This is a genomic window from Sinorhizobium chiapasense (genome assembly GCF_036488675.1).
GTDB lineage: Bacteria > Pseudomonadota > Alphaproteobacteria > Rhizobiales > Rhizobiaceae > Sinorhizobium > Sinorhizobium chiapasense.
This window is the reverse complement of the sequence record NZ_CP133152.1, coordinates 1,275,384-1,298,377: the sequence shown is the minus strand read 5'-3', so window position 1 is coordinate 1,298,377 and position 22,994 is coordinate 1,275,384. Positions and strand designations below refer to the sequence as shown.

Sequence of the window (22,994 nt, the reverse complement as noted above, 5' to 3'; positions counted from 1 at the left end):
CGATCACGAGTATGATCGACCAAGAGGGTGTTAAGAGGTGTCCGTTGTGCCGTCGAACGCAGCGCTCATAGGCGGGTTGATCGATGTCTGCCGGGAGGCGATCGCGGCCAATGCCGACCATCTGTCGGAACTCGACAGGGCGATCGGCGACGGTGACCACGGCACCAACATGCGGCGCGGCTGCGAAGCGGTTTACGCCGAGCGAAGCCGGCTCGCTGGGCTTCCGTTGCCGAAAGCGGTGGAGGAGATCGGCCTCACTCTCGTCATGAGCGTCGGCGGCGCGGCCGGTCCGCTCTACGGGACGCTGCTGATCGAGATCGGCCGGCAGATGGCCGGCCTGAGCGAGCAGGCCGAGTTTCCGCGCGCGTTCGAACGTGCGATCGGCGCCGTCGCGCGGCGTGGGCGCGCACAGGCCGGAGACAAGACGCTGCTCGACGTGCTTTACCCGGTGCATGCCGAAGTGGTAAGGCGCGCGGGCCTGGCGGGGATAGCCGAAGAGGCCGAGCGAGCGGCAAGCCTCACTTTCGGCATGAAGGCGATGCGCGGTCGCGCATCGTTTCTCGGCGACCGGTCGATCGGACACATCGATCCGGGCGCGAAGAGCTGTGCGCTGCTGACGGCGGCGATCTGTCGTTTCTTGGAGGAGCAATGCCTGGCATGACCCCGAAATCCGCAAATGTCGGCGTCGTCATCGTGTCGCATTCGCCGCTTGTCGCGCAGGGTGCTGCCGACATGGTGCGCCAGATGGTCGGCGATTGCGTGCCGCTCGCCTGGTCGGGCGGCAATGCAGAGGGCGGGCTCGGCACGCATGCGGCCGGCATATTGGCCGCGATCGAAGAGGCGTGGTCGGACGCCGGGGTTGCCGTTTTCGTCGATCTCGGCGGCGCGGAGACCAACAGCGAAATGGCGATCGAGATGCTCGGGGAGCCGCGTTCCGGAAGGGTGATCATTTGCGATGCGCCGCTTGTCGAGGGGGCGGTGATGGCAGCGGCCGAAGCTTCGGGCGGGGCGGCTCTTGCCCGCGTCGTGGCGACCGCGGAGGAACTGTCGCCGTGATGGACAACAGGCCGCGACGGGAAGCGCCCGAGGCAGTGGACACGCAGGGTTACTGCCAGGCGGAGATCGAGGTGACGCACGGTTTCGGGCTGCATGCTCGCCCGTCGGTCGTTTTCACGCGGCTCGCGAAATCGTTTCCCTGCACTGTCGAGATCGAGGTCAACGACAGCAACGTCTGGCTGAACGGCAAGAGCATCGTCAAGATCATGGGGGCGAGGATTCGGAGGGGTTCGATCCTGAAAATCCGAGCCCGAGGCTTACGCGCCGCGGAAGCGATCCATGCGCTCAAGGCGCTCGTCGAGCGCGATTTCGATGAAGAAAAGAAGCATGGCCGAAGCGCTTGAAATCACCGGGGTCTCCGCCTCTCCGGGCGTGGGGGTCGGGCCCGCCCACCTCGCTGCCGATGTTATGGCGGAGGTACCTGCGCTCCTCGACACGGTGGCCGCGGAGGGCGACAAGCTGCGGCATGCCGTCGCCACCGCCCTCGTGGAGCTCGAGGCCCTCGCGGCCCGGTCGGACGAGGAAAGTGCCGGCATTCTCGACTTCCAGATCGAGATGTTGCTCGATCCGGCTCTCGTCGAAATGGCCGAGCGCAGGATCATCGCAGGCCATGGCGCCGCACTCGCCTGGTTTGGCGCGCTCAACGATTATATCGGCGATATCGAGCAGGCACCCGACGAGCAGCTCCGTGCCCGCGCAGTCGACATCGTCGATATCCGCAATCGCGTCCTCAGCGCATTGACGGGCCGCCCTCTGGAGGACTTCGCGCCGGGTTCGGTTTTTGTCGGCAAGGACCTTGAGCCCAGCCTCTTCCTTCAGCATGACTGGACCGCCGGCGGCGGCATCATCCTCTTTGAAGGCAGTGTTTCCAGCCACGTGGCCATGCTCGCCCGCAGCCGTTCGGTCCCTATGGTCGTGGCAACCGGGCGGTTCGAAGTCGCCAATGGCGTGGGCGTGCTTGTCGATGCGAACGACGGCCGGGTGGTTGTCGCGCCTGAAGATCAGCAGATTCACGAGGCGCGGTCGAGAACAAACGAGGCAAGGCCACCTGCTCCGTCTCGAACGGGAGGCGTGATCGAGACGGTTGACGGGGTTGCGATCCGCCTGTCGGCGATCGTCAATGATCCGTTCGAGCTCAAATCCATCGATCCCTCGTCGGTCGCGGGCATCGGCCTGATGCGGACAGAGTTTTTGGGCAATGTCTTCGATCAGGAAACACATTACGACATCTATAGGCAGGCGCTGGACTGGGCAGGTGATGCACCGGTGATTATGCGCATGTTGGATCTCGGCGGCGATAAGAAGGAGTTGGGCGTCGGGGCCAAGGAGAGCGAAGCGTTCATGGGAAGACGAGGCATCCGGCTGCTCCTGGCGCTTCCGGAAATAGCCCGTTTGCAGGCGCGCGCCCTGTTGCGGGCAGCGGCGCACGGCAATCTCGGCGTCCTCCTGCCAATGGTCACGGTGCCGGAGGAATTCGATGCGATGCGGGCGATCTTCGAAGAGGAGTCGGCCGCGCTTGGCAGGAGGGGCGTGCAAACGCGCATGCCGGAGATCGGCATGATGGTGGAGGTTCCGGCGGCGGCGCTGACGCTCGATCGCTTTTCGCGCTCGGACTTCTTCTCCTTCGGGACAAACGATCTGGCGCAATATCTTGCGGCGGCCGCAAGGGACGACCAAAGCGTCGCCGCGCTTTACGCCGCCGCCACGCCGGCTGTCTTAAGGGTAATCGCGCAGGGCGTGGCGCTTGCCGAGGCGATGAAAAAACCGATCGGGATCTGCGGCGAGATGGCCTCCGACCCCCGGCATGTACCGGCGCTCATGGCTGCGGGCCTTCGCCACTTCTCGGTGGCGACCAATCGCTTGGCGACCATAAGATCCACAATCGGCGGCATGTACTCGGACGGCCGGGCCGCGGCGGAGATGAAGTGAATGTCGCGCGACACAGTTGAAGACGCGATCATCGCCTACAAGACGATGCTGGCGCAAATCATCGACAATCGGCCGTCGGGAACCCGCCAGCGGCTCGCCGCAGCACTCGGCAAGCATCGCAGCTTTGTGACGCAGGTGACAAGTCCAACCTATTCCACTCCGCTGCCGGCGCGTCATCTCGCGACGATCTTCCGTGTCTGCCACTTCAGCCCGGGCGAACAGGAGCGCTTCGTTCAGGCCTATCAGTCCGCGCACCCCGGCAAGCTGCCGGATTTCGGAAGCGCGGAGAAGCTGCGCCAGCTCTCGCTGATTGTTCCGGATCTTGGCGACGAAAAGAAGAACCGCCTGTTCGACGAAGCGATCGAGGAACTCGTCCGGAACATGGCGAAACTGGTCGCAACGGTGGATTAGAGGGTCGCGATGTGTTTCAGTACGTCGCTTTCCCGGGAAGACCCTCCAAGTTCGAGTCCGATCGAGGGCACCGGTGTCGAGATTGCAGCGTTGCGGCGATTTTGCGCAGGGCCGGAGAGCACGGCGTCGTGGGAGGGGCACGATGAAGAAATTCATGAACCGAGCCGAGACGCTGGTGGCTGAAAGCCTCGCGGGCTTCGTTGCAGCCCACGAACGGCTGGTGGCGTTCGGAGCCGACAGGAGGTTCGTTCGCCGACGCATTCTTCATCCGGGCAAGGTCGCGCTCATTTCAGGCGGTGGCGCCGGGCACGAGCCGATGCATGTCGGTTTTGTCGGGAAAGGTATGCTGGACGCCGCCTGTACCGGACATGTCTTCACCTCTCCGACACCGGACCAGATCATTGCCGCGATACGGGAAACGGACGGCGGCGAGGGGTGTCTGCTCATCGTCAAGAATTATGACGGCGACGTCATGAATTTCGAAATGGCCGCCGAGCTCGCGGCGGCCGAGCACCGCATCGCCACCGTGATCGTGCGCGACGACGTCAACCCCGGCGGGTCGAAGCGCAGCCAAGGCAGAAGAGGCGTTGCGGGGACCCTCGTGATCGAGAAGCTGCTGGGAGCGGCGGCGGAGGCCGGCTGGCGGCTGGACGACCTGAGCGCGCTTGGTGAGGACCTGAACGGCCGCATTCGCACCATGGGGGTGGCGCTCAGCGGCGTCACTGTACCTGACACGGAGCGGGAGACCTTCGTGCTCAACGAAGACGAAATGGAGATGGGCGTCGGAATTCACGGAGAGCCGGGCCGTGCACGAGTCAAATTCGCGACGGCCGACGAAATCGTGGAAACGATGCTCGAGGCGATCCTGAGCGATCTGGTGCCGGACCGGAGCGACAAGCTGCTCCTCTTTTTCAACGGCTTCGGTGGCACGCCGGTATCGGAGCTCTATCTCGCTTACAATTGCGCCCGAGCGCAGTTTGCGCGCCTGGGCGTCACGGTCGCCCGGTCGCTGGTCGGAACCTATGCCACCTCCTTGGACATGGCGGGTCTCTCAATCACCGTTGCGCGCCTCCAGGAACGAGAGCTTTCCTTGTGGGACGCACCAGTTGACACCGCGGCGCTGCGCTGGAGAAGCTGATCGGATATTTCATGTCTGCGCGCGGTGGCCCTGAGGAATTTTGGGTCTTCGTATTTACGATCTGCGCCTGATCTGCAGCATCTGATGTTTCAGCAACTCCGGAACACGCATCCGCAGCCAAGCCTCGGTCGCGATACCTGGTTCTGTGATGCCCCTTCATATCTTGGACAGGAACCACTCAACGGCCATGCCAGCGAAGGCGCCGACAAACAGAACGGCGACAAAAAGGCGATGTACCCCGCGACTCTCTGGTAAGGGATACGGTTCGAATCGGTTCAAGGCGAGGAGCGCCTGGAGCGGCTCTGCACCTGTCGCTCGAAACGGGGCGGATTGTCGCTACTTTTTGAGATCTGTACCAGGCGCGGGTGACTGATGCGCCGCTTATCGTATCGCGGCCAACCGCTGCGGTCGTGTCTGGACTTGCAGCACCGCCCCACCATAGCCAGACCAGTCACGCGAAGCCATGGCATTCTGCATCAAGTCGTCCATCAGAGTCTCGGCAAGCAAAAATGTGCTCACCGCAACATGCGCCATAATCAAGTCTAGTCGTGTAGTCCCTGAGCAATCTCAGAGGGTGACGGCAAAATGTCCATGGGAGGCCGCGCCCTCAATATCGTCGCAGGAACCACAGAGCACAATGATCGTTGTATGTGATGGGCGAGCCGGACTGCCATTGCGACGGCCGGCAGGGTAGGGTTGGCCTGGCCCGAAGTCACAAACACCGAGCTGCCTGCCACGAAGAGATTGACGATGTCATGCACCTGACAATCTGCATTAACGACCCCGTCGCGACGGTTCGCAGACATTCTGGTAAGGCCAATCTGGTGATAGCCGTCCCTGGCCTGCATTGCGACCAATCGTTCAAGGTCCTCAGTCTCGTCCAAGAAGACCAGCCTGCCGATACCTTGCCGTGCGAGCCACAGATCGAGCGCCTGATGAGCAAGGACCGTCGACTGGTAGTCCTGCGTGGAATATTTGAACGCCACGTCCAGCTTAAGGGAGCCGTCGCGGTCGCGCGCCTCATTGAGGAAAACCCTGCTCTCACGGTTCGGTATTTGCTCTGCATGGTAACGTAGACGGTAGAGATGGTGCGGGTCGGGCACGAACAAATGCGGCTCATGAAGACGCACCCTTTTGTGCAACAGGTTCGCGGCCGAGCCGACGGATTTCAACGGATTGCGCGCCAGGTTCCACAGATGAGGCGCAATGCTCTGCTCTGTTCGTCCTCGGTTCCCGGAATTGACCTTCATGTTCTTGAGCACATATGCGAGGGAACTGGTGGTGTCCCCGGGGACAGCAGTGGATATGTCCCGATTTTGCGGCCACATCGCGATGTTCGAGACACCTAGCTCCGACTGAAGTTGAGCATCCGGCTGAAATCGTCTGCGCACGAAGGTGCCGTTGGCAGACCTGTAGAACCAATAACTTCGGGCCTGCTCGGAACTTGAGAACTCAACCTGTGCGATCTCGCCGGCCAGATGTCCCATGTAGAAGCGGCCGAGCGGGCCTTCCTTGCCCGAAAACAACTCAGGAAACTCCGCCTGCAGGTTGAGCAAGAGCCGGGCGTTTCCACGACCGCCGCAGGCCAATACGAAATGTTGCGCGGATATGAAGTGAAAATAGCCCCTGCAGGAGACGCCGAGCTTCCTTACCGTGCCCGCGACGGGATCGAATCCGATCGAGTGTACCCGCGTGTTCAAGACGACGGTCAGGTATGGCGAGGAATGAAGTTCCTTTGCGTTCGCTGTGGCAGTATCGCGCACACGCGTCCAGCGTTCGAGCGACCGGAAAAATCCTGGCCCTTCGATGGGAGCGGGCTCGTCTATTTCGGCGTCGCAGCTCAGGATTGCGCGCGCTCGCTCGTAAAAAGACGAAAGCTCCCCGTGGCTTATGGGCCAATTTCCATCGCCGATGTAGTTCCGCTTCGCAAAGTCGATATCGTCAAACTCAACGCATTTACCTCCCCACCACCCTGAGGTGCCGCCAAGCCCCGTTCCGAGCGTCTCGCGGTCTCCACAGTGATTTTGGTCTCCGCAAACGTCAAAGGGTGCCTCGTCTGGGCGTGGGCGTCTCGCGCGCTTCGCTCCTGCGTCGATTAGTAGCGTGCGAATGTTCAACCGGCTCAATTCGAGAGCCACGGCTAACCCGACCGGCCCCGCGCCCACGATGCAGACCTGAAACGGTCCCGAAAAGGCATGCGCGTCTGCAAACATTATGCACTCCCATTTTCGAGCGAATTCCGTGGCGTGACACGCTGACAGGATGGCTCTAGCTGAGCTGCGACATTACTTTCCCGATTGATCGCATTCCTCCAGTATATCCATCCAACGCCTTGCAAAAGCCCGGCCTCTGATAGGTCCTCCCACGTCTTGTACTCAGTCGTATTGCTGCTGAGGAAGTTGGTATTATCGATGTTTGAGGTATACGCCGTGTATTCTTCCGTATGCTCGGCGCGGTTCAGCGGATCGATTGCCTTCTTGACGAAGGTCGACAGGAACTTGAAATGTAAAAGTGCCCCCGAGATTCTGACGGCGCCACGCATTTCGCCAAGATTGAGGGAAAGCGGCCAAACCTGATGCGACGATTTCAGGAACATGCGTTCTCCGCCCATATAGATGAGCGGTACTTTGTTGAGCGCAGGCCCATCCCAGATCCGGTTTTGAAAGTACACCCGTCCGCGAACGCCGCCCTTGATCCAGATTGTTTGATTGCGTTTGTCGAAATGTGACGCGTAGCCCGTGCGGTCGAACAGGTTGCAAATCTCAAGAGGATCCCGCCCCGCCTCGCAGATATTTTCAAGAATTGGCTTCCGACTATACATGTCGACCATGACCGCCTGCATGGACTGATTGCCGTTTGATTCAAGATAGGCAGTCAGACTACTGATCGGCTGTGTATCGCAGTGCGGGTACACGAAAAATTCATCTGCATCGACGTAGAGAATCCATTTGCCCCTGCAGTGCCGATTGATGACCGCGTTGATCCAGTCGTTGCCGAAGCGCGCGCCTTTATAGGAGCCTCCGCTTGAAACAATGGACACATCGCTGCAGCCTGACAATTGCTCGCGCGTGCCGTCAGTCGATCCGTTGTCTATGCAGATGAAGTGCTCGAAGCCGAGATTGCGATAATATTGAAGAAAGAAGGGAAGCCGGCGCCCCTCGTCACGAACGACGAAGACAACAACATGACGGGCGCGCTCGAGTCCACTCAGCAGCCGTTCGTACGTCACCTCCCTGGCTTTCCAGGTCCGACGCAGGCGAGCCTTGACATAGTGGGATATACTGGCGGTGGTTGTGATCGGATCCATCGGTCTTTCTCAACCTTTCGCGGCGTATTCTCTCGCCTTCGATGCACGGGGTTACATGGATCGCCGCTACAGCGCCGGCGTTGAGCGGCAGTGCGACATCGCATGCGGAGATGACGGTCAGACAGCGTAGTCTCCGACAAACAGGCCCTGCAGTTGCGGACCGAATTTGTTTTGCCGAATGGTGTGCGTGAGACGCTCCTTCAGCGAGCGATATTTGTATAAGGCCTTACGATCGAAGCTTATTCCCCGGTAGAGGCCCCGGAACAGCGGATGGGCCTTACGCAAATCCACATAGACTTGGCTTTCCTTGTCCGTCCAGGGAAAGAATGTTCCATGCCAAGGCTTCGGATGCGCCATGTAGTGGACGACGGCCAAGGAGGACGAATTGACGAGGTGAAGGAAGTGCTTGGGAAAGTTCCAGCGGCTTGAAACGAGATTGAGCGAGGAGCCGCAGACACAGTTCAGGGCACCCTGGTCGTGCATCCCGTTGCAGGCGGCCGGATTCTTGACGAAAAACTCCAGTGCTTCCGGGCCGATCCAGCCATTGCGATGAAATTTGAGGAAGCCCGCATTGAAGTAGTGGCTGTCCTTGCCATAGTGCAGAAAGTCACGAATGGACGTGTAGTCTCGAGCCGCAAAGAATTTCCCTTCAGGGACATAGGCATTTTGAAGCTCGCTCAAGCTGCTGACGACTTGGGTATCGCCATCGAGATAAATAATCTGCGTATAGTGTGGCGGCAGCACGTCGCAAAGCACGAGCTTCGCCATGGTGCTGACGCTGATGCGCCCTTGGAAGTGGGAGCCGTCGAGTCTGCCGAGGGCCTGCCGCAGGGCTTCTGTGGCATCCACCAGCTGAACCCCGCGCAATGCAAGCAGGCTTCTTAGCTCGTCAAAATTATCCAGATGCTCCGACATGAGGATACAGACATCACTTGTAGGACTTGAGAATTCTCGTGCCTGGAGCGCTGACAGAATCGTCGGAAACGAATATTCGACATCTGCTGCGTAAACGATGCATTGAGTTTTCATGCCATCACCCTCTTTTCACGCCGCCTCACCGGGGCGGTGACGATGAAATCTGTTTTGGGAAAGCTGTCGTCCGGAAAAAACCGGCGGGAGTTGAGCGGCGGGCGGCGCGTTGGAAGCGGCCGACGCCTCTGCGTTTGATTATCGCAATCTTAAATGCCAGCGTGTATAAACGGCTGATACCCCGAAGCTGCACGTCAGACGGCTCAAACCGGGGGGAAATGGGTAATTTTCTGGAAGGGGTGCAAAGCGAGGGATGGCGATACTTTCCGGAGTCATCGTAGCGGCCGTATCGATCGCAGCCGCGGCCCGCATCCGCATAGCGGCCTTCGCCGTGTTTGCGCTTTTTGTAGCACTCGGCTTCGGAATTTTGACCCTTATGAAGGGGTCTCCCATCCTCGATGCGATCGTCTCCGGCATCGCGTTTCTCTTTCTGATGGAGATTTCCTACATAGGCGGCGTGTTCTTCTGGGGACTCTTGCGCCGTGCACGCCGGCCTTCCGCAAGGGAAGCGATCGTCGATTCCTCGCATACCCCGGGCAAGTAGCTTCCAGGCTTTCGGACGGGCATGTCCTGCGACCTCGATGGGTGCCGCTCGAAAGCGAGGCGCGCTCGGCGCCGACGGCCTTGTCGTTTCTGGCCTGGAACGCGAGCTGTCGATCATCTTGAGACCAGCACCGGCAAGGTCGTCAACGATGCCGATGTCCTCGATAGATGGGGCTGGGCGAAACGTTCCCGGGATGCGTCGGGGCGTGTCAGGCAACCGGCAGCCAGGCCCGCGGTAATGCTGAACAAAAGGCCGAGGTCGGTGCCGCTTGCCGACACCGTTGCGGAGGCGATCTGGGCCATCGATGCGAAGATCGCGGCAAGTCCGATCGTTCTGTCTTCAATCGTCCTGCCTAGCCGCTCAGGCCGTTTTTTCGAGCGAGCCGCGTTTAAGAGGCTGTGCACGAAGACGAGGAAAAGGACCATGCCGGCCACCCCGATATTGGACAGCAATGCGGCGGGAAAACTTGATGCCCGCACGGTTCCGAGTCCGCCGCCGAACGTCGCCGTCTCGACAAAAGCCGTCAGAGCCAAGGTGTTCCAAGCCGTGCGTTCCTCTCCGGACTGCGACTCGAGCTTGTCGACGAGCGTCAAACTTGCGAGATCGTTCACCGCGTTCCACGCGTCCGGGATCAGCATGAGGCCGATGACCGCGGCGGGGACGACGAAGAGCGTGACGCTCAGAAAGGCTGCGTGTCGCGTCGTTGTCCGGCCGATGACAAGCTGATTCAGGCTGAACGCGATCACGGCCGAGAGAAGAAGCGCACCAGCGATATACGCGGTCGTCGATGTGCACAGGAGGATCGTCACGCCGATCGACAGGGCGGCAAAACCCGCCAGCCGGCTTGGAAAACGCTCCAACCAAAGCATGACTGTGAATGTGAAGTACGCCAATGCCGCCGAGCCGTATGCGCTTGCTTCGGGGTACGAGCCGACGATACGTTTGAAGCCGCTCATGGTTTCAGCCGTATGCATCGTGTAGTTGGCGTTCCGGATAAAATCGAGCCATTCGGGCTGGCCGGCCATGAACGTCGCCACGTCGAGGCACGCCAGAGCAAAACAGGTTACGGCCGTCATCACCAATGTCTGGGCCAGGAAGCGCGCGTGCCCCAGTTGCGCGAGGCCGCAGACGACGGCAAAGCAGGCAAGGTCACTGAGCAGGTAGACGGACTGGGTCAGGTTCGACGAGCCCGGCGAAAGCGGGGAGGCTATCGTCGACATCACGCCTGACGCGCCCCGCGCCGAGGAGTAGACCAGCGTCGCGCCCTGGAAGATTCGCGGCAAGAAAAAGGCCGAAAGCACAGAAAAGAGTATGTATCCGGCGAACCAGAAGCCGGGGCCCGGATAAGCGGCGCTCGCCAATGCCTGCTGGATCAGGCGGGGCCGAAGCATGCAACATGCGATCAGCGAAAACAGAAGAAGATGGCTTGGCTGGATGCTGCTGCCACCGAGCGAGGGGAGCTGAATGGCGGCGGCGGCGCCGAACAACACCGACAAGCAAAGGACGGCGATCGCAAAGCGTGCTCCGAGAACGATGCCGAACGCACCAAGCAGAAAGACGATATAGCCGATCACTTCTATTGTCATGGCCGTCTCTTGGTCGGTTCGAACGGTTCGGGGGCAGGCGGACCCTCCTGCGCCATGTTTGCGAGCATTGCGGGCGAAAGTTGCGGGCGCTGCGGCAGGGAAGATGCTTGCGATGCCACGCCGACGCCGACCTCAATCAGGTCGTGCGGAAGCAAGGGCGTCGTTTCATAGGCATCGATATGGCTATAGCTTCCGTTGCGGTTGCGGCGCATGATCCTGAAGGTTCTGCCGATGTTGCCAAGCGCGACGGCCTCCTCCTGTGCGCTCCCTGCGACCTGCGCGCTGTAGTCGGCCTGTTCGCCAAGCAATCGCGCGACCTGGATGTCGATTGCCGACTTGCGGATTGCCAAGTCGATCGTATTCACCTCCTGCTGGTTCTCGGCATTTTGCTTGTTGACGATATTGAGCTTTTCCTGCTCGCTTTCACTCAGTGACTGGCGGGCCTTGGTGAGGGCGATTTCCAGATCGAGCAAGCGGCCTTGGGCCTCTGCCAATCCTCGATCGACGGACAAATGCCGCGCATTGTCGGTCAGGCCTTTGCTGGCGAGGTTGTTGACGCTGTCGAACTCCCGCTGGGCGAGGTCGATCTGCCGCTTCTGCGTGGTGATCTTTGCCTCAAGCGTCTTTATTTCCTGGCTGTAAAGACGGCTGAGGTCATCGGCCGCGTCGATCCGGCTTTTGAGCTCGATGCGCCTCAGCCGCATGAGGTTGGTTTCTTCCTCCTTCAACTTGTCGATGTCTGGCGTGCCCGAAAGTTCTACGGGGGTCTCGAAGCTCGTTCGACCGGCGATTTCGGCGCTGAGCCGGGCCCTTCGAACAAGGAGATCGCGTTGAACGAGGGCGGCGGTGCGATAGGCGCCGGCGGCTTCGATCCGGTTGCGTTCGAGGGTGTAGGTTTCCCCGCGGCGCAGAAAGCCGCCGGCAACGCTGACCGCTTTCATCACGGTCATGTTCGTTTGGAAGGAATAACGCCCGGGCGTCTCAACGACGCCGGTGATGAAGATCGGCGCATGCTCGGCAATTTCCACGGCGATAAAGGGTCTCCCCGGCAGCGCGGCCCTCTCGGTCAGGGCGTTCGCAATGGCGTCGGCGACCTGCTCGGTCGTCTTGCCGAAGGCCGCAACCTGGCCCGCGATGGGGATCGACAGGTTGCCCGCATCGTCGACCGCATAGGTCCCGTCGAGCGCCTGCCAACTGGCATATTGTTCGTCAGACGAACGCCACTCGACAATGCGCAGCTTTATCCTGTCCTCCGGAACAAGCGTATAGGGTTCGGCATGGGCTGCCTCCAAATGCGCCGCCCAGGCGACGGCAAACATGGCGAGGCCACCGGAAAGGCGAAGAGCGGGCAGGAAAAGTCGTTTCATGACGCGCTCCGGTTCGCTGGGGTCGACGGCAATGGTTTGGTTGAGCTGCTGCTGAATTCCAGGACGCGCGAAGGAGAGGCATTGCCTGCGAGAAGATCTCTCATGGCGACGATATTGCCGCGCAGGCGTCCAAGCCGATCGACGGAGCGGTCGGCGATCAACACGCCGCGGAGGTTTGCCAGCATATTGCGACTTATCTGCGCGATCGCGCGCGCGCTCGTCATCGTGCCCTTGCGCATCAGGTAGGCAGGATTGGCGACCTGCGAGTAGCCAAGCCGTAAACCAGGCTGACGACCTGACTTGACCCCGAGATGCACGCCGACCGCTCCTGCGACTTTAACGGATCGCCCGTGACGTGCGATGGTCCTGCTGAAATCGACATCTTCCAGCCAGCCATAGAGCGGAAGTTCTTCGTCAAATGTAAGTGCCTGCTCCAGGACGGGCGCCAGGCGCACCACCATGTTGCAGCCGTAGGCATTGTAGACGTCCGTCACCAGTTCCGCCCGCTCGCCCGCCCCTTCAATGATGGTAAGCGCTTCGGCCATGTTTAGCCCCCTGCCAAGGATACCGTCAGCCAGCACTTCGCCGGTAGCGATGACGACATCCTCCTGCCGCGCGAAAACGTCTGCCATTCGCGCCATGAAGTCGGGTGCGGGAACGAAGTCGTCGTCGAGGAAGACCACAATATCCGTATCCGGCGCCGCGGCGCGGATGATCGCGTTGCGCTGGCACGTGAGGCCGCGCCGGCCGACGATGAGTTCGACGCCGGGCGAGCTCGAAAGCGAGCCTGCATCGTCGATATCCGGCACGCATACGATCGTCCGCACGGGAGTAGCTTGCATCGTAGTCAGATAGCGGATCGTCTGTTGAAGTGTCGCGGGGCGCCCGGCCGAAGCGATGCCGACGGCGGTGCGCAACGGGAGTGGTGCGCACTCCGCGCGACGGGGCAACGTGTGGTCAAAACGCGCTTGCATGGCTCGCCTGCCTCGCTTTCTCGTCCAGTCGGAGCCCGCTGTCATCGCAGCATCCTGGCTGGGGCGTTGTTGATGACGGCGCCGAGGATCTCGCCGTCGACGTTGCGCATACTGTCGATCGCCCTGACTGCGTCATCGACGGATGTGCGCCCATAGGCTGTCACCACCAGGACTCCGTCCAGTTCCGGCGCTATCGCATTCGCATCCGGCGAAGCGGAGAATGCGGGGAGGTCGACGAGGATCGTGTCGTATTTCTTCTTCAGGGCATCAAAGCTCCATTGGGTCCGGCCCGAGCCGATACGAATGGCTGGGGTGACCCTGCCGACATTTCCAAGCGGCAGGAATTGCAGAGTCGGCACCAGCGAGATCACCGCCTTCTCCATCAGGCCGACATCGTCGAGCACATCGACGAGACCGATCGCGGCTTGAGGCGCCATTGCCGCGCTCAGGGAGGATTTTGGCGCCGCCGCATCGATAAGAAGGGTCCGCGAGCCCGACAGCGCGGTGAGGATCGCAAGATCGCGGGCCGTGGTCGAGGCCCCGGCGCCCGGATTGACCGCGACTATCCCGATGACGGTCCGTTGTCTGCGCCGCAACCCGGCGACGATCGCGGCCAATTCGCCCATGCCATCCAGCGTCCTGAGTGTGACGGCGCCGTTGCTTGCGTCGGCGGCGGGGGAGGACGCGGCAGAGCGACGTCCCAACACCGTGACGGATTTCAGGCCTGCGGCTTGGACGAGCTGCCGGGCGCGGATGATCCGGCGGTCACCGACATGCCGTATCATGGCCAACATCAAGCCGGCGCCTGTGCCGACGGCGATGGAGAAACCGAGGATCAGGCTGCTGCGCGGACGCTCCTTGGAAAGTGGCGGGGTTGCCGCGGAAACGATTGTGGCGTCGGAGACCGGATAGGAAATGCGCTGTTTCGCTTCCGTATATCGCGTCAGCGTACTTTCGAAGAGTGCGCGGCGGGCGTCCGCGGCGCTCCGCAATTCGGCAAGCTTGAACTGGTCGCGTGGACTGGCCCTGAAGGTGGTCAAGGCGTTGGCTGCCTCACTCAATTCGCGCTGTTGCTCAAGGACGAATTTCTCCAGCCATTGGCTGTATTGTTGCGCGGCCTGAGCATTCATCTGGATGTTTTTGCGGATATATTCCTGTGCGACGGTGTTGGCGATTTTCGCTGCCTTGTCGGGGCTGGATGCCGCCGCCGATATTTGCAGGATCGTGGATCGCCCGCTCCGGCGCAAAGTCACCATGCCGCGCAGCCGCATGATGATCCGATCGATCCGTTTCTGCTCTTCCGTACGCGCTCCCGGCGGGGCTTCGGCCGCTTCGTTGCCTGGTTCTGCGCGTCCCGGAAGAAGGCCCATCAACCATTCTTTTGCGATTTCCTTGGACGACGGCGGCTGATCGGCGAAATCCGGGTCGCTGGCGAGATCGAGCGCGGATGCTGTTCCGGCGAGCACGTCGCTGGAACCGGCAATCTGCAGCTGCACTTCGATGAACGCATCTTCGGCCGAGGCTCTCTGCGTCTCGGAGCTGTTGGCCGGCAACGTGATGAGGAGCTGGGTATCCGCCACGAACGTCGGCTTGGCTGTCGCGAGGTGAACAATCGCTATGGCGAGGAAGGCTGTGATCGTAGAGACGATCCAGGGCCAGCGCACGCGAAGAAAAAAGAACACGTCCTGCAAGGCCAACGGCGAATTGGCGCTAATGTTCGAGACGGGGAGGGCTATCGGGGAAACACCGCCATAGACGTAATTCATATTGCCTCATCCGTCTCCACAGCAATAACTGGAATTTTCGAAGCCTTGGCGCGGTCGTTTTGCTGCCTTGAGAGGCGCTCTAGTATGACCCGCGCTGCGAAAACAGGCTCGGAACGGTCTTGAGCATGATGGCGAAGTCCCTCCAGAGCGACCAGGTCCGGACATAGTGGACGTCGAGCGACACGCGGCTCTGATAGCTGACATCGTTGCGCCCGCTCGTCTGCCAATGGCCGGTCAGACCAGGACGGGCGGCAAAATAGGTGAGAACGTGCTCTCCGTAGCGTGGAAGCTCCTCGGCCGTGACCGGTCGGGGTCCCACCAGGCTCATTTCCCCGCGCACGACGTTGATAAGCTGCGGGAGCTCATCGAGGCTCGATCGCCTCAGGATTTCGCCTACAACCGTAATCCTCGGATCATTCTTCAGTTTCCGGGTCGCTTCCCATTCCATCCGGGCGGCAGGATCGGTCTTCAGCAGTTCCGCGAGTTGAGCGCTTGCATTCGTCTTCATCGTGCGGAATTTGAGGCATCCGAAAGGGGCGCCGCCAAATCCCACCCGGGTATGCGAATAAAGGACCGGACCGCCATCGCCAAATTTCACGACGATCGCCACGATAAGAAGAAGCGGAGCGAGAACGACCAGGGCGACTGTTGCGACCACAAGGTCGACTGCGCGTTTGGAGGTTCGTCCGAGGGGATGAGGTCTGGATCCGCTGAAATTGTGAGTATGCGCGGAAACGTCAATGCCGCGCCATGGCCGTTCTGCCTCTCGGCTCTGTGCTCTGCTGACCATCGTTCATTTCCTCTCGCAGTCAAAATCGTCACAAGTTTGCTGCACTGCGATGAGGCTGTATGTGACCAAGGTCATACTGCTTAACAAAATATTCTGCTAAAGAAAATGCCAGAAATTCTGCAATGTTGTGGCTATTGTTTCTGATTAAGTTCGATAAGTCTTTGCTTTGAATGGAGTAATGACCGACAAATCCGAAAATAATCAAATAACTCGCTCGTTAGGTGCCTATATTATTCGCTTTTTGCCTTAAAAAACATCAAAGCGTTAGCTTGATACTCAAAAAATAATCCCAATGGGTGATTTGACCAGCGCTAGTAGAGTAATTACATGTATAAACACATATTGCGCTGCAGCATTCGCCGTTACTCTGGGATATTGCTCGAGGAGTGAAGCGTATGGACGGCCCCATACCTATCCGCGATTACAGTGTAAGTCGGGCGCTTGTGCCGCGTCTTGGCGGAGAGCGCCGCGCGGCGGCGGATGATGAATTCGACTTCTGTCGCTCGAGCGTGAGGACCTTTCGCCGCGGCGAGGTTATCGCCATGGCAGGCGTCCGCATCGACAAGTTTGCTCGCGTGCAGCACGGTTTGGTTATTGCAAGCACAGTGTTGCCTGATGGAAGGGAGTTCATCGTCGAAATCATACCCAAAGCGGGGATCATTGGTGAGCTCGAAGTCTTGCGGAAGCAGACGCTCAGTCTTGAATATCGCGCCGCTACCGACTGCGAACTTCACTTCTTCGAAGGGCGGCTACTGCGCGAGAGATACGCCAGCGATCCTGACTTTCAGGAAGCGGTCCTGTTCAAGGCATTGGCGCGTGTTTCGGAGCTTGAGCTCCGCATCATTTCGAACGCCGGGTCGAGCTTGCAATCAAGACTGGCAAGCACGCTGTTGCGGCTTTCAAAGGTCTACAGCAAAGACACGCCAAGCTCCCAGGACGAGTTGATCATTTCACAGCATGAGCTTGCGGCGACCCTTCCAGCCTCTCGCGAGAAGGTCAACAAGTGCCTCCGGCGATTGCGGGAGAGCAAGATCATCGACGGAGCACAGGGCCGGATCCGCATCCTTAACCGCAAGGCTTTGCAGGATTACGCAGACAGCACGTTTTCGGCGAAATGAGGTTCCCGTGTCGAAGGCTGAAGCACATAGTCGCGATCAACGCGGATGTCCGAGCGCAAACGTCGTTGCGGAACGCTCCTTTAGCGATCACGTGATCGCCGCGGGCCTCGACAGGGTGGTCATCATCGATGACTACTCTGCGGCGCGGGGGGGAGCAACGACCCTTTCCCTGTTGTCCGCAAGGCTGTTGCGCGACCTTCGCATTCCCGTGACCTATATTTGCGGCGACGATGGCGCGAACGCCGAACTGCGCGCTCTTGGGGTTACCATCGTTGCCCTGGGCGGCCGCGATCTGCTGAACGCCAAGCGGATCACGGCGGCGTTTACCGGAATCCATAATGTCAATGCCGCGCGAATGATAGCCGCTTGGGTCAGGGCAAACGACACCCCGAACACGGCCTATCATGTGCACGGCTGGTCGAAGATCCTGTCGCCGGCAATTTTCAGTTCGCTGGCCCCGGTCGCGAGTCGTTGTGTTGTTCACGCGCATGATTTCTTCACCGCCTGTCCGAACGGCGCCTATTTCGATTATCAGGCCCAGAGGATCTGCCCCCATCGTCCGCTCGGGGTGGCTTGCCTTGCGACCGCCTGCGACAAGCGGAGCTATCCACAAAAGCTTTGGCGGGTTGTTCGGGGTGCCAATGTCCAGCGGCTTTTGAGGGGCCAGGAGAAATTTGGCAGGATCGTTCTTCTTCACGAGAAGATGCAGAGCTACTTTCTGCGCGCCGGCTACCCGGCCAGCCGGACCAAGACAATCCGCAACCCTGTCGCCTTCCTTTCCTCCGAACGCGTCAAGGCGGAAGACAATGATGAGTTCTTCTTCATCGGCCGACTGGACGAAGAGAAGGGCATCGAAGATGCGGTGGCAGCCACGAAGCGAGCCAGAGCACGGCTCTGTGTGATTGGCGACGGCCCGCTGATGGGAAAGGTTTCGGCATCGGGTTCTCACGTGAGGACCCTCGGATGGCTGTCACACGCGGAAATCAGCCAGGCCATCCGCAAGGCGCGCGCACTTGTCATGCCTTCGCGCTATCCGGAACCATTCGGCCTGGTCGCGATCGAAGCGGCGCGCAGCGGCGTTCCGGTTATCCTGTCGAAAGACGCATTTCTCACCGACGAGATGACCGGCGCCGGCATCGCGCTTTGCTGCGATACTGGCGATGAAGAGGCTTTCTCCCATGCGCTGGTGCGCTTCCTTGAAATGCCAAAGGACGAGGTTCGCCAAATGAGCGAGCGTGCCTTCCGATCGTCATCACGTCTGGCGTTGACGAACGACGAATGGCGCGATGCGCTCCTGGCCGAGTATCGGGTGCTCATTTCGCAAGGCACCCCAACTGCGTCAATAAGGACACCGCTTGAAGGAGTTTTCGCGTGATGCTCGACTTAGCGCCTGCGCTTCCTGAGGTTTTAGCCTTCAGGGCCGATGAACCGACGATCGTGAAGGCCCGGCCGGCCAATGCTTCCAGCGGACGAGACGGCAAGAAGCTTCGCGTCGCCATTGTGCATTACTGGCTCGTATCGATGCGCGGCGGCGAAAAGGTGGTCGAGGAACTGTGCCGGATGTTTCCCGACGCCGATATTTTCACGCTGGTCTGCAACCGGGATCGTCTCAGCGCCTTCCTGCAGGCACGGAACATCCACACATCGTTTCTGCAGAAGATTCCCGGTGCACAACGGCACTATACCAAGATGCTGCCGCTGATGCCCTTCGCGCTCGAACATTTCGACCTGCAGGACTACGATCTGGTGCTATCGAGCGAATCGGGGCCCGCCAAAGGGGTCATAACCCGGGCGGACGCGCTTCATATATGCTATTGCCATTCCCCGATGCGTTACATCTGGGATCAGTTTCATGTCTATCGGCATGGGCTTTCCTGGCCGGGCCGGGCATTGATGACGGCGACTGCGCCGATATTGCGGGCCTGGGACGTGACGACCGCGACGCGGGTAGATGCTTTCGTGGCCAACTCCGCCTATGTCGCCAACCGCATCCGACGCTTCTATGACCGGGAAGCCGCGGTCATTCATCCACCCGTTGCCGTTGACGATTTCACGATCGGCAGTGGACGAGGCGACTTCTATCTCTATGCCGGGCAACTGACCGCCTACAAGCGGCCGGATATCGCGGTGCGCGCCTGCAGTGAGACGGGCCGGAAGTTGGTGGTGATCGGGGAGGGCGAACAGGAAGCCTCCCTAAAATCCATCGCCGGTCCCACCGTGCAATTCCTTGGGCATCAGCCCTTCCCCATCCTGCGCGATCACCTGTCGCGGTGCCGCGCTCTCTTGTTTCCCGGGGTCGAGGATTTTGGCATTCTTCCGGTGGAGGCGATGGCATCCGGGCGGCCAGTCCTGGCCTTTGATGCCGGCGGCGCGCGCGAGACTGTCTCGTCCTCCACTGTCGGATTTCGCTTTGCGCGCCAGACGCCGGAGGCACTTCTCGACGCCATCGAGGCTTTCGAGCGGGTCGAGGACGATATGGACGGGAGCCTCATCCGCGAGCATGCAGCGCAATTCTCCTCGGCGACTTTCCGCAATCGTCTGACTGCCTTCATCGAGCAGCAGTTGTCGGCGCATTTCGGCGGCTCGGACGCCTCGATCGCGCCTTTCGCGGGTCAGCGCGCCGGCGCCAACTGATTTCACCGGCCGACAGGACGCTCGCCACCATTGTCGTGAAGGAAAAACCAAATGCGCTTCACAGAATCTGCCAAGGCGCTCTCATTGACCTGCATTTTCGCCATAGGATTGGCAGGCAGACCGGGCATCGCCCAGGACCAGATCCATCTGGATGACTTTGAGGTCACGTTCACGGAAGATTTCGATCAGTTGGACGTCTCCGCCTGGGGGGAAAACCGCTCACGCTGGATTGCGCACACGCCTTGGAACGGCGACTTCGGAGACGCGCGCTTCCACGATCCGGAGGAGGGCTTTCCGTTTACCGTCAACGCAGGCATCTTGCGCATTGAGGCGCGCAAGGGCGCCGACGGACAATGGCGCTCCGGCCTCCTGGCTTCGACGAACCCAAAGGGCGAGGGCTTTTCTCAGCAGTTCGGATATTTCGAAACACGGATGAAGCTGCCGCCGGGCAAGGGAGTGTGGCCGGCTTTCTGGCTCATCGGTATTGATCGATCAAAGTTCACGGCCGAGATAGACGTCATCGAGTATTACGGCCGAGCGCCCGGGGAGTTTAGCAGTGGCTATCATGTCTGGAGGCAGGGCGAGGGAGCTCAGCACACCACGGACGGCCACTTGACCACCGTCGAGGCTGGTGTGCTGAGCAACGAATACCACACCTATGGTGTGGAGATCACGCCAGGCAGGTCGACGTTCTATTTGGACCGCAAGTCTATATGGAGTTTTGAAACGCCGCCGGAATTTCATATGCCCTTCTTCCCGCTCGTGAATCTTGCTCTCGGCCCGGGCTGGCCGATCGATGAGACGCCGAACCCCTCATATCTCCTGGTGGATTACATTCACGTCTATAAGCGCAAAGCTCAAAGTGCGGAAAATTGAACTGCTTTACGGCGCGCCCTTCGAGGGCGCGGGCGAGGCCAATTGTGCCGACGCAGGACTCATACCTTGATGTTGGCCCCGAGAACGGGAGTCCGCGCCGAAGCGTCACGAACCCCCGCTTCCCTTGGAAGCTTCCGCAACACGTGAGGAGAGAAGTCTTGAAAAGGTTTATCCAATTGATGACGGCTCCGGCTGTCGTCGTTCAGATCCCTCTCGCCTCGTTCGCAGCCGGCTTGATCACCTATTTCTCCGAGAGCTCTATGTGGCCCACTCTCAAATATGCCGGCGGCTGCTTTGTTTTGATGCAGCTCGGATACTTCTTCGGGGTGCTTTACCTCGTTTATCACGAGCGCAGAAACGGCCGTGAAGATCGAAGAACATTGGGCACATCGACCACGCCAATCGCTCATGCAACGCTTGACCGGGCTCACCCTCGTACCCCGGGGTCTCGCTCGCTCTAACGCAGTGTCTTGACGGCTGCCCTCGCGTGTCTGATCAGGCGCGCGTCGTTGTAGCTCTGCAGTTATTTCAAGAAATGACTCCAAGTTGATGAAGAATATTTGAAATCAATGTAGAGGGTAATCCGAGTTGTGGGAGTGACCGAGGTCACATATTTTCTCTGGCGGGATGCGTATATTGTTATTTATTCGATGCGAAGTGTTCGCTCATCCGTCGAATACTGTTGTCTTAAGCTGCGTGAAATATTGCCACAGGGTTCCATATGGTTTTATTCGATCCCGCCGGTGTCCTGCTCAAACTCGAACGCGAATGGAGAATGCTTGATCCGGAGCGAGTGAGTTTAAAGTCCCTGGTAAAGGCCGGTGACGAGTCCCTCAGCTCAAGACAGCCGTCCAGGCGGCTGTGTGCCGACCCGGGGAATCGGTTTGCAGCGAACGATGCCTGAGCGTGTTGCCTGGCTGCGGCCACGGCTTCGCTCGTCTGTAAAGAATTGAATTTACTGCGCTCTTCTCGACTGCTTCCGGCGATGGAACGTCGATGGCGGCGCGGATTTTTGCGAGAACCTCATGAAATTCGGAACAAGCGGTCTTCGCGGGCTTGTCGTTGATCTCGAAGGACGGACGGCATCGCTCTATACGACGGCATTCGTCCGGCACCTGTTGGCGGCAGGCGGCATCAGGGCGGGTGATCCGGTGCTCGTCGGCCATGATTTCCGCGCTTCAAGCCCGGGAATTGCCGCAACCTGCATCGGCGCCCTGAAGCGTGAAGGTCTAAGGCCACTTGCATGTGGTGCGGTAGCAACGCCTGCTCTGGCGCTTTACGGGCTGAACATTGGTGCAGCTTCGCTGATGGTTACGGGCTCGCACATCCCTGCAGACCGCAACGGCATCAAGTTCTACCGGCCCGATGGCGAGATCGGCAAGCAGGACGAGATGCACATCACCGCGATTGCCGCAGAGCTGAACAAAGGAGAGGTCGACTGCTCTCCCGGAGAAGCGCCGGACCGCTCAGCCGAAATCGAGGCGCTCTTCTTGGAGCGCAACGCGATCGTGCTTCCACCGGGCGCCCTCAGCGGCCTCATAGTGGGACTCTACCAGCATTCGACGGTCGCCCGGGACCTATTAGGGAAGGTCCTGAAGACCTACGGCGCCGAGGTCGTTGCGCTCGGTCGCTCCGACCGCTTTATCCCGGTGGATACCGAAGCTGTTTCGCCCGAGACCATAGGTCTTCTCAGGTCCTGGGCGAGGGAGAACAAGCTCGACGCCATTGTTTCGGCCGACGGTGACGGTGACCGACCCCTTGTCGCTGACGAGACGGGCGCGCCGCTGCGTGGCGATCTGCTCGGGTTGATGACCGCCAGGTTTCTGGACGCGAGGGTTGTCGTTACGCCGGTTACCTCGAATTCCGGGATCGAGAAGGCGGGGGATTTCCGGGTCGTCCGAACAAAGGTTGGTTCGCCCTTCGTGATCGCCGCCATGCTCTCGGCGCTTGAGGGCAACGCTGATGCCGTGATGGGCTTTGAGGCAAATGGCGGCGTCCTCATTGGTTCCGAATTTCCCGTGGCGGCCGGCAGGCTTGGCCCTTTGCCGACCCGTGACAGCTTCCTGCCGGTCCTCGCGGCGCTCTTCAATGCCATCCAGGAGAAGCGGCCGCTTTCCGAGATCGCTGCCGGCTATCGGTTGCCCTTCGCGGCGGCCGGCAGGCACGAGAACGTTCCGGGGGAGGCGAGCGCGGCACTGATGGCACATCTGAGGAACTCGGACGGCAATCTCGGCGGGTTTCTCAAGGCGCGTTCTCCAGTGGCGGCCAAGAGCGAGATCGACGGACTGCGCATGACGCTGGCCGATGGCCGGATCATGCACTTCCGGCCATCGGGCAATGCGCCGGAGATGCGCTGCTACGTCGAAGCCGAAACGCAAGAGGCCGCGAACACCCTGCTCGATCAGGGGCTTGGACTGATCCGTGAGTGGGCGGGAAGCAAGAACAATGGTCTGTGCCTTTGAACATGAG

General features: G+C 60.2%; 21 protein-coding genes. 13 read left to right on the top strand and 8 right to left on the bottom strand.

Going from position 1 to position 22,994, the window contains the following annotated elements; genetic code table 11:
• The first annotated feature begins 46 nt into the window (after window positions 1-46).
• The 6 genes from dhaL (at window position 47) to dhaK (ending at window position 4,534) form a co-directional block, all read left to right on the top strand.
• Window positions 47-661 carry a dihydroxyacetone kinase subunit DhaL gene (gene dhaL / locus RB548_RS30615; protein WP_408642474.1) on the top strand — a complete coding sequence of 205 codons (615 nt, stop codon included), beginning with the start codon at window positions 47-49 and terminating at the stop codon, window positions 659-661.
• Window positions 658-1,056: a dihydroxyacetone kinase phosphoryl donor subunit DhaM gene (dhaM, locus tag RB548_RS30610; protein ID WP_331376129.1), complete on the top strand. Its 399-nt coding sequence runs from the start codon at window positions 658-660 to the stop codon at window positions 1,054-1,056. Before dhaL ends, dhaM begins: the two co-directional genes overlap by 4 nt.
• The gene (locus tag RB548_RS30605; protein ID WP_331377163.1) at window positions 1,056-1,400 is read left to right on the top strand and encodes an HPr family phosphocarrier protein; all 345 of its coding nucleotides are present in this window, start codon (window positions 1,056-1,058) and stop codon (window positions 1,398-1,400) included. Before dhaM ends, RB548_RS30605 begins: the two co-directional genes overlap by 1 nt.
• Window positions 1,384-2,985 carry a putative PEP-binding protein gene (locus RB548_RS30600; protein ID WP_331376128.1) on the top strand — a complete coding sequence of 534 codons (1,602 nt, stop codon included), beginning with the start codon at window positions 1,384-1,386 and terminating at the stop codon, window positions 2,983-2,985. The genes RB548_RS30605 and RB548_RS30600 overlap by 17 nt, the downstream gene beginning before the upstream one ends.
• A complete protein-coding gene (locus RB548_RS30595) occupies window positions 2,986-3,396 on the top strand; it encodes a hypothetical protein (RefSeq protein WP_331376127.1) in 411 nt (136 codons plus the stop codon).
• A gap of 142 nt (window positions 3,397-3,538) precedes the next feature.
• Window positions 3,539-4,534, top strand: coding sequence for a dihydroxyacetone kinase subunit DhaK (gene dhaK / locus RB548_RS30590; RefSeq protein ID WP_331376126.1), 996 nt, complete (start codon window positions 3,539-3,541; stop codon window positions 4,532-4,534).
• Window positions 4,535-5,076: 542 nt separating this feature from the next.
• Here the strand turns inward: dhaK and RB548_RS30585 are convergent.
• The 3 genes from RB548_RS30585 to RB548_RS30575 all read right to left on the bottom strand — a co-directional run bounded on the left by RB548_RS30585 (window position 5,077) and on the right by RB548_RS30575 (window position 8,870).
• Window positions 5,077-6,747, bottom strand: a complete 1,671-nt coding sequence (locus RB548_RS30585) for a GMC oxidoreductase (RefSeq protein ID WP_331376125.1) — start codon at window positions 6,745-6,747, stop codon at window positions 5,077-5,079.
• Entirely contained in the window at window positions 6,747-7,841 is a 1,095-nt protein-coding gene (locus RB548_RS30580; protein ID WP_331376124.1) for a glycosyltransferase family 2 protein, read from the bottom strand. The genes RB548_RS30585 and RB548_RS30580 overlap by 1 nt, the downstream gene beginning before the upstream one ends.
• 117 nt (window positions 7,842-7,958) lie before the next feature.
• Window positions 7,959-8,870 (bottom strand): glycosyltransferase family 8 protein, encoded by a 912-nt coding sequence (locus tag RB548_RS30575; protein ID WP_331376123.1) that lies wholly within the window; start codon window positions 8,868-8,870, stop codon window positions 7,959-7,961.
• A 253-nt stretch (window positions 8,871-9,123) separates the two neighbouring features.
• On the opposite strand from RB548_RS30575, the gene RB548_RS30570 reads away from it, so the two are divergent.
• A complete protein-coding gene (locus tag RB548_RS30570) occupies window positions 9,124-9,414 on the top strand; it encodes a hypothetical protein (RefSeq protein ID WP_331376122.1) in 291 nt (96 codons plus the stop codon).
• 113 nt (window positions 9,415-9,527) lie between these two features.
• Here RB548_RS30570 and RB548_RS30565 read toward each other — a convergent pair whose 3' ends face one another.
• The 5 genes from RB548_RS30565 to RB548_RS30545 all read right to left on the bottom strand — a co-directional run bounded on the left by RB548_RS30565 (window position 9,528) and on the right by RB548_RS30545 (window position 15,897).
• Window positions 9,528-11,000: a hypothetical protein gene (locus tag RB548_RS30565; RefSeq protein ID WP_331376121.1), complete on the bottom strand. Its 1,473-nt coding sequence runs from the start codon at window positions 10,998-11,000 to the stop codon at window positions 9,528-9,530.
• Complete coding sequence (locus RB548_RS30560) at window positions 10,997-12,367, bottom strand: polysaccharide biosynthesis/export family protein (protein ID WP_408642473.1); 1,371 nt, start codon at window positions 12,365-12,367, stop codon at window positions 10,997-10,999. The genes RB548_RS30565 and RB548_RS30560 overlap by 4 nt, the downstream gene beginning before the upstream one ends.
• Entirely contained in the window at window positions 12,364-13,341 is a 978-nt protein-coding gene (locus RB548_RS30555) for a glycosyltransferase family 2 protein (protein WP_331376120.1), read from the bottom strand. Before RB548_RS30555 ends, RB548_RS30560 begins: the two co-directional genes overlap by 4 nt.
• Window positions 13,342-13,382: 41 nt before the next feature.
• The gene (locus RB548_RS30550; protein ID WP_331376119.1) at window positions 13,383-15,107 is read right to left on the bottom strand and encodes a GumC family protein; all 1,725 of its coding nucleotides are present in this window, start codon (window positions 15,105-15,107) and stop codon (window positions 13,383-13,385) included.
• A 79-nt stretch (window positions 15,108-15,186) separates the two neighbouring features.
• On the bottom strand, window positions 15,187-15,897 hold the full coding sequence (locus RB548_RS30545; RefSeq protein ID WP_331376118.1) for a sugar transferase: 711 nt from the start codon (window positions 15,895-15,897) through the stop codon (window positions 15,187-15,189).
• A 395-nt stretch (window positions 15,898-16,292) separates the two neighbouring features.
• Here RB548_RS30545 and RB548_RS30540 point away from each other — a divergent pair, with 395 nt between their 5' ends.
• The 6 genes from RB548_RS30540 to RB548_RS30520 all read left to right on the top strand — a co-directional run bounded on the left by RB548_RS30540 (window position 16,293) and on the right by RB548_RS30520 (window position 22,987).
• The gene (locus RB548_RS30540; protein ID WP_331376117.1) at window positions 16,293-17,015 is read left to right on the top strand and encodes a Crp/Fnr family transcriptional regulator; all 723 of its coding nucleotides are present in this window, start codon (window positions 16,293-16,295) and stop codon (window positions 17,013-17,015) included.
• Window positions 17,016-17,106: 91 nt separating this feature from the next.
• Window positions 17,107-18,390 (top strand): glycosyltransferase family 4 protein, encoded by a 1,284-nt coding sequence (locus RB548_RS30535; RefSeq protein ID WP_331377161.1) that lies wholly within the window; start codon window positions 17,107-17,109, stop codon window positions 18,388-18,390.
• Entirely contained in the window at window positions 18,390-19,649 is a 1,260-nt protein-coding gene (locus RB548_RS30530) for a glycosyltransferase family 4 protein (protein WP_408642507.1), read from the top strand. The genes RB548_RS30535 and RB548_RS30530 overlap by 1 nt, the downstream gene beginning before the upstream one ends.
• Before the next feature lie 51 nt (window positions 19,650-19,700).
• Window positions 19,701-20,525, top strand: coding sequence for a glycoside hydrolase family 16 protein (locus tag RB548_RS30525; protein WP_331376116.1), 825 nt, complete (start codon window positions 19,701-19,703; stop codon window positions 20,523-20,525).
• Between the two features lie 179 nt (window positions 20,526-20,704).
• Window positions 20,705-20,986 (top strand): exopolysaccharide production repressor exox, encoded by a 282-nt coding sequence (locus tag RB548_RS32330; protein ID WP_408642506.1) that lies wholly within the window; start codon window positions 20,705-20,707, stop codon window positions 20,984-20,986.
• A 564-nt stretch (window positions 20,987-21,550) separates the two neighbouring features.
• A complete protein-coding gene (locus RB548_RS30520) occupies window positions 21,551-22,987 on the top strand; it encodes a phosphomannomutase (RefSeq protein ID WP_331376115.1) in 1,437 nt (478 codons plus the stop codon).
• The last annotated feature ends 7 nt before the right edge of the window (window positions 22,988-22,994 follow it).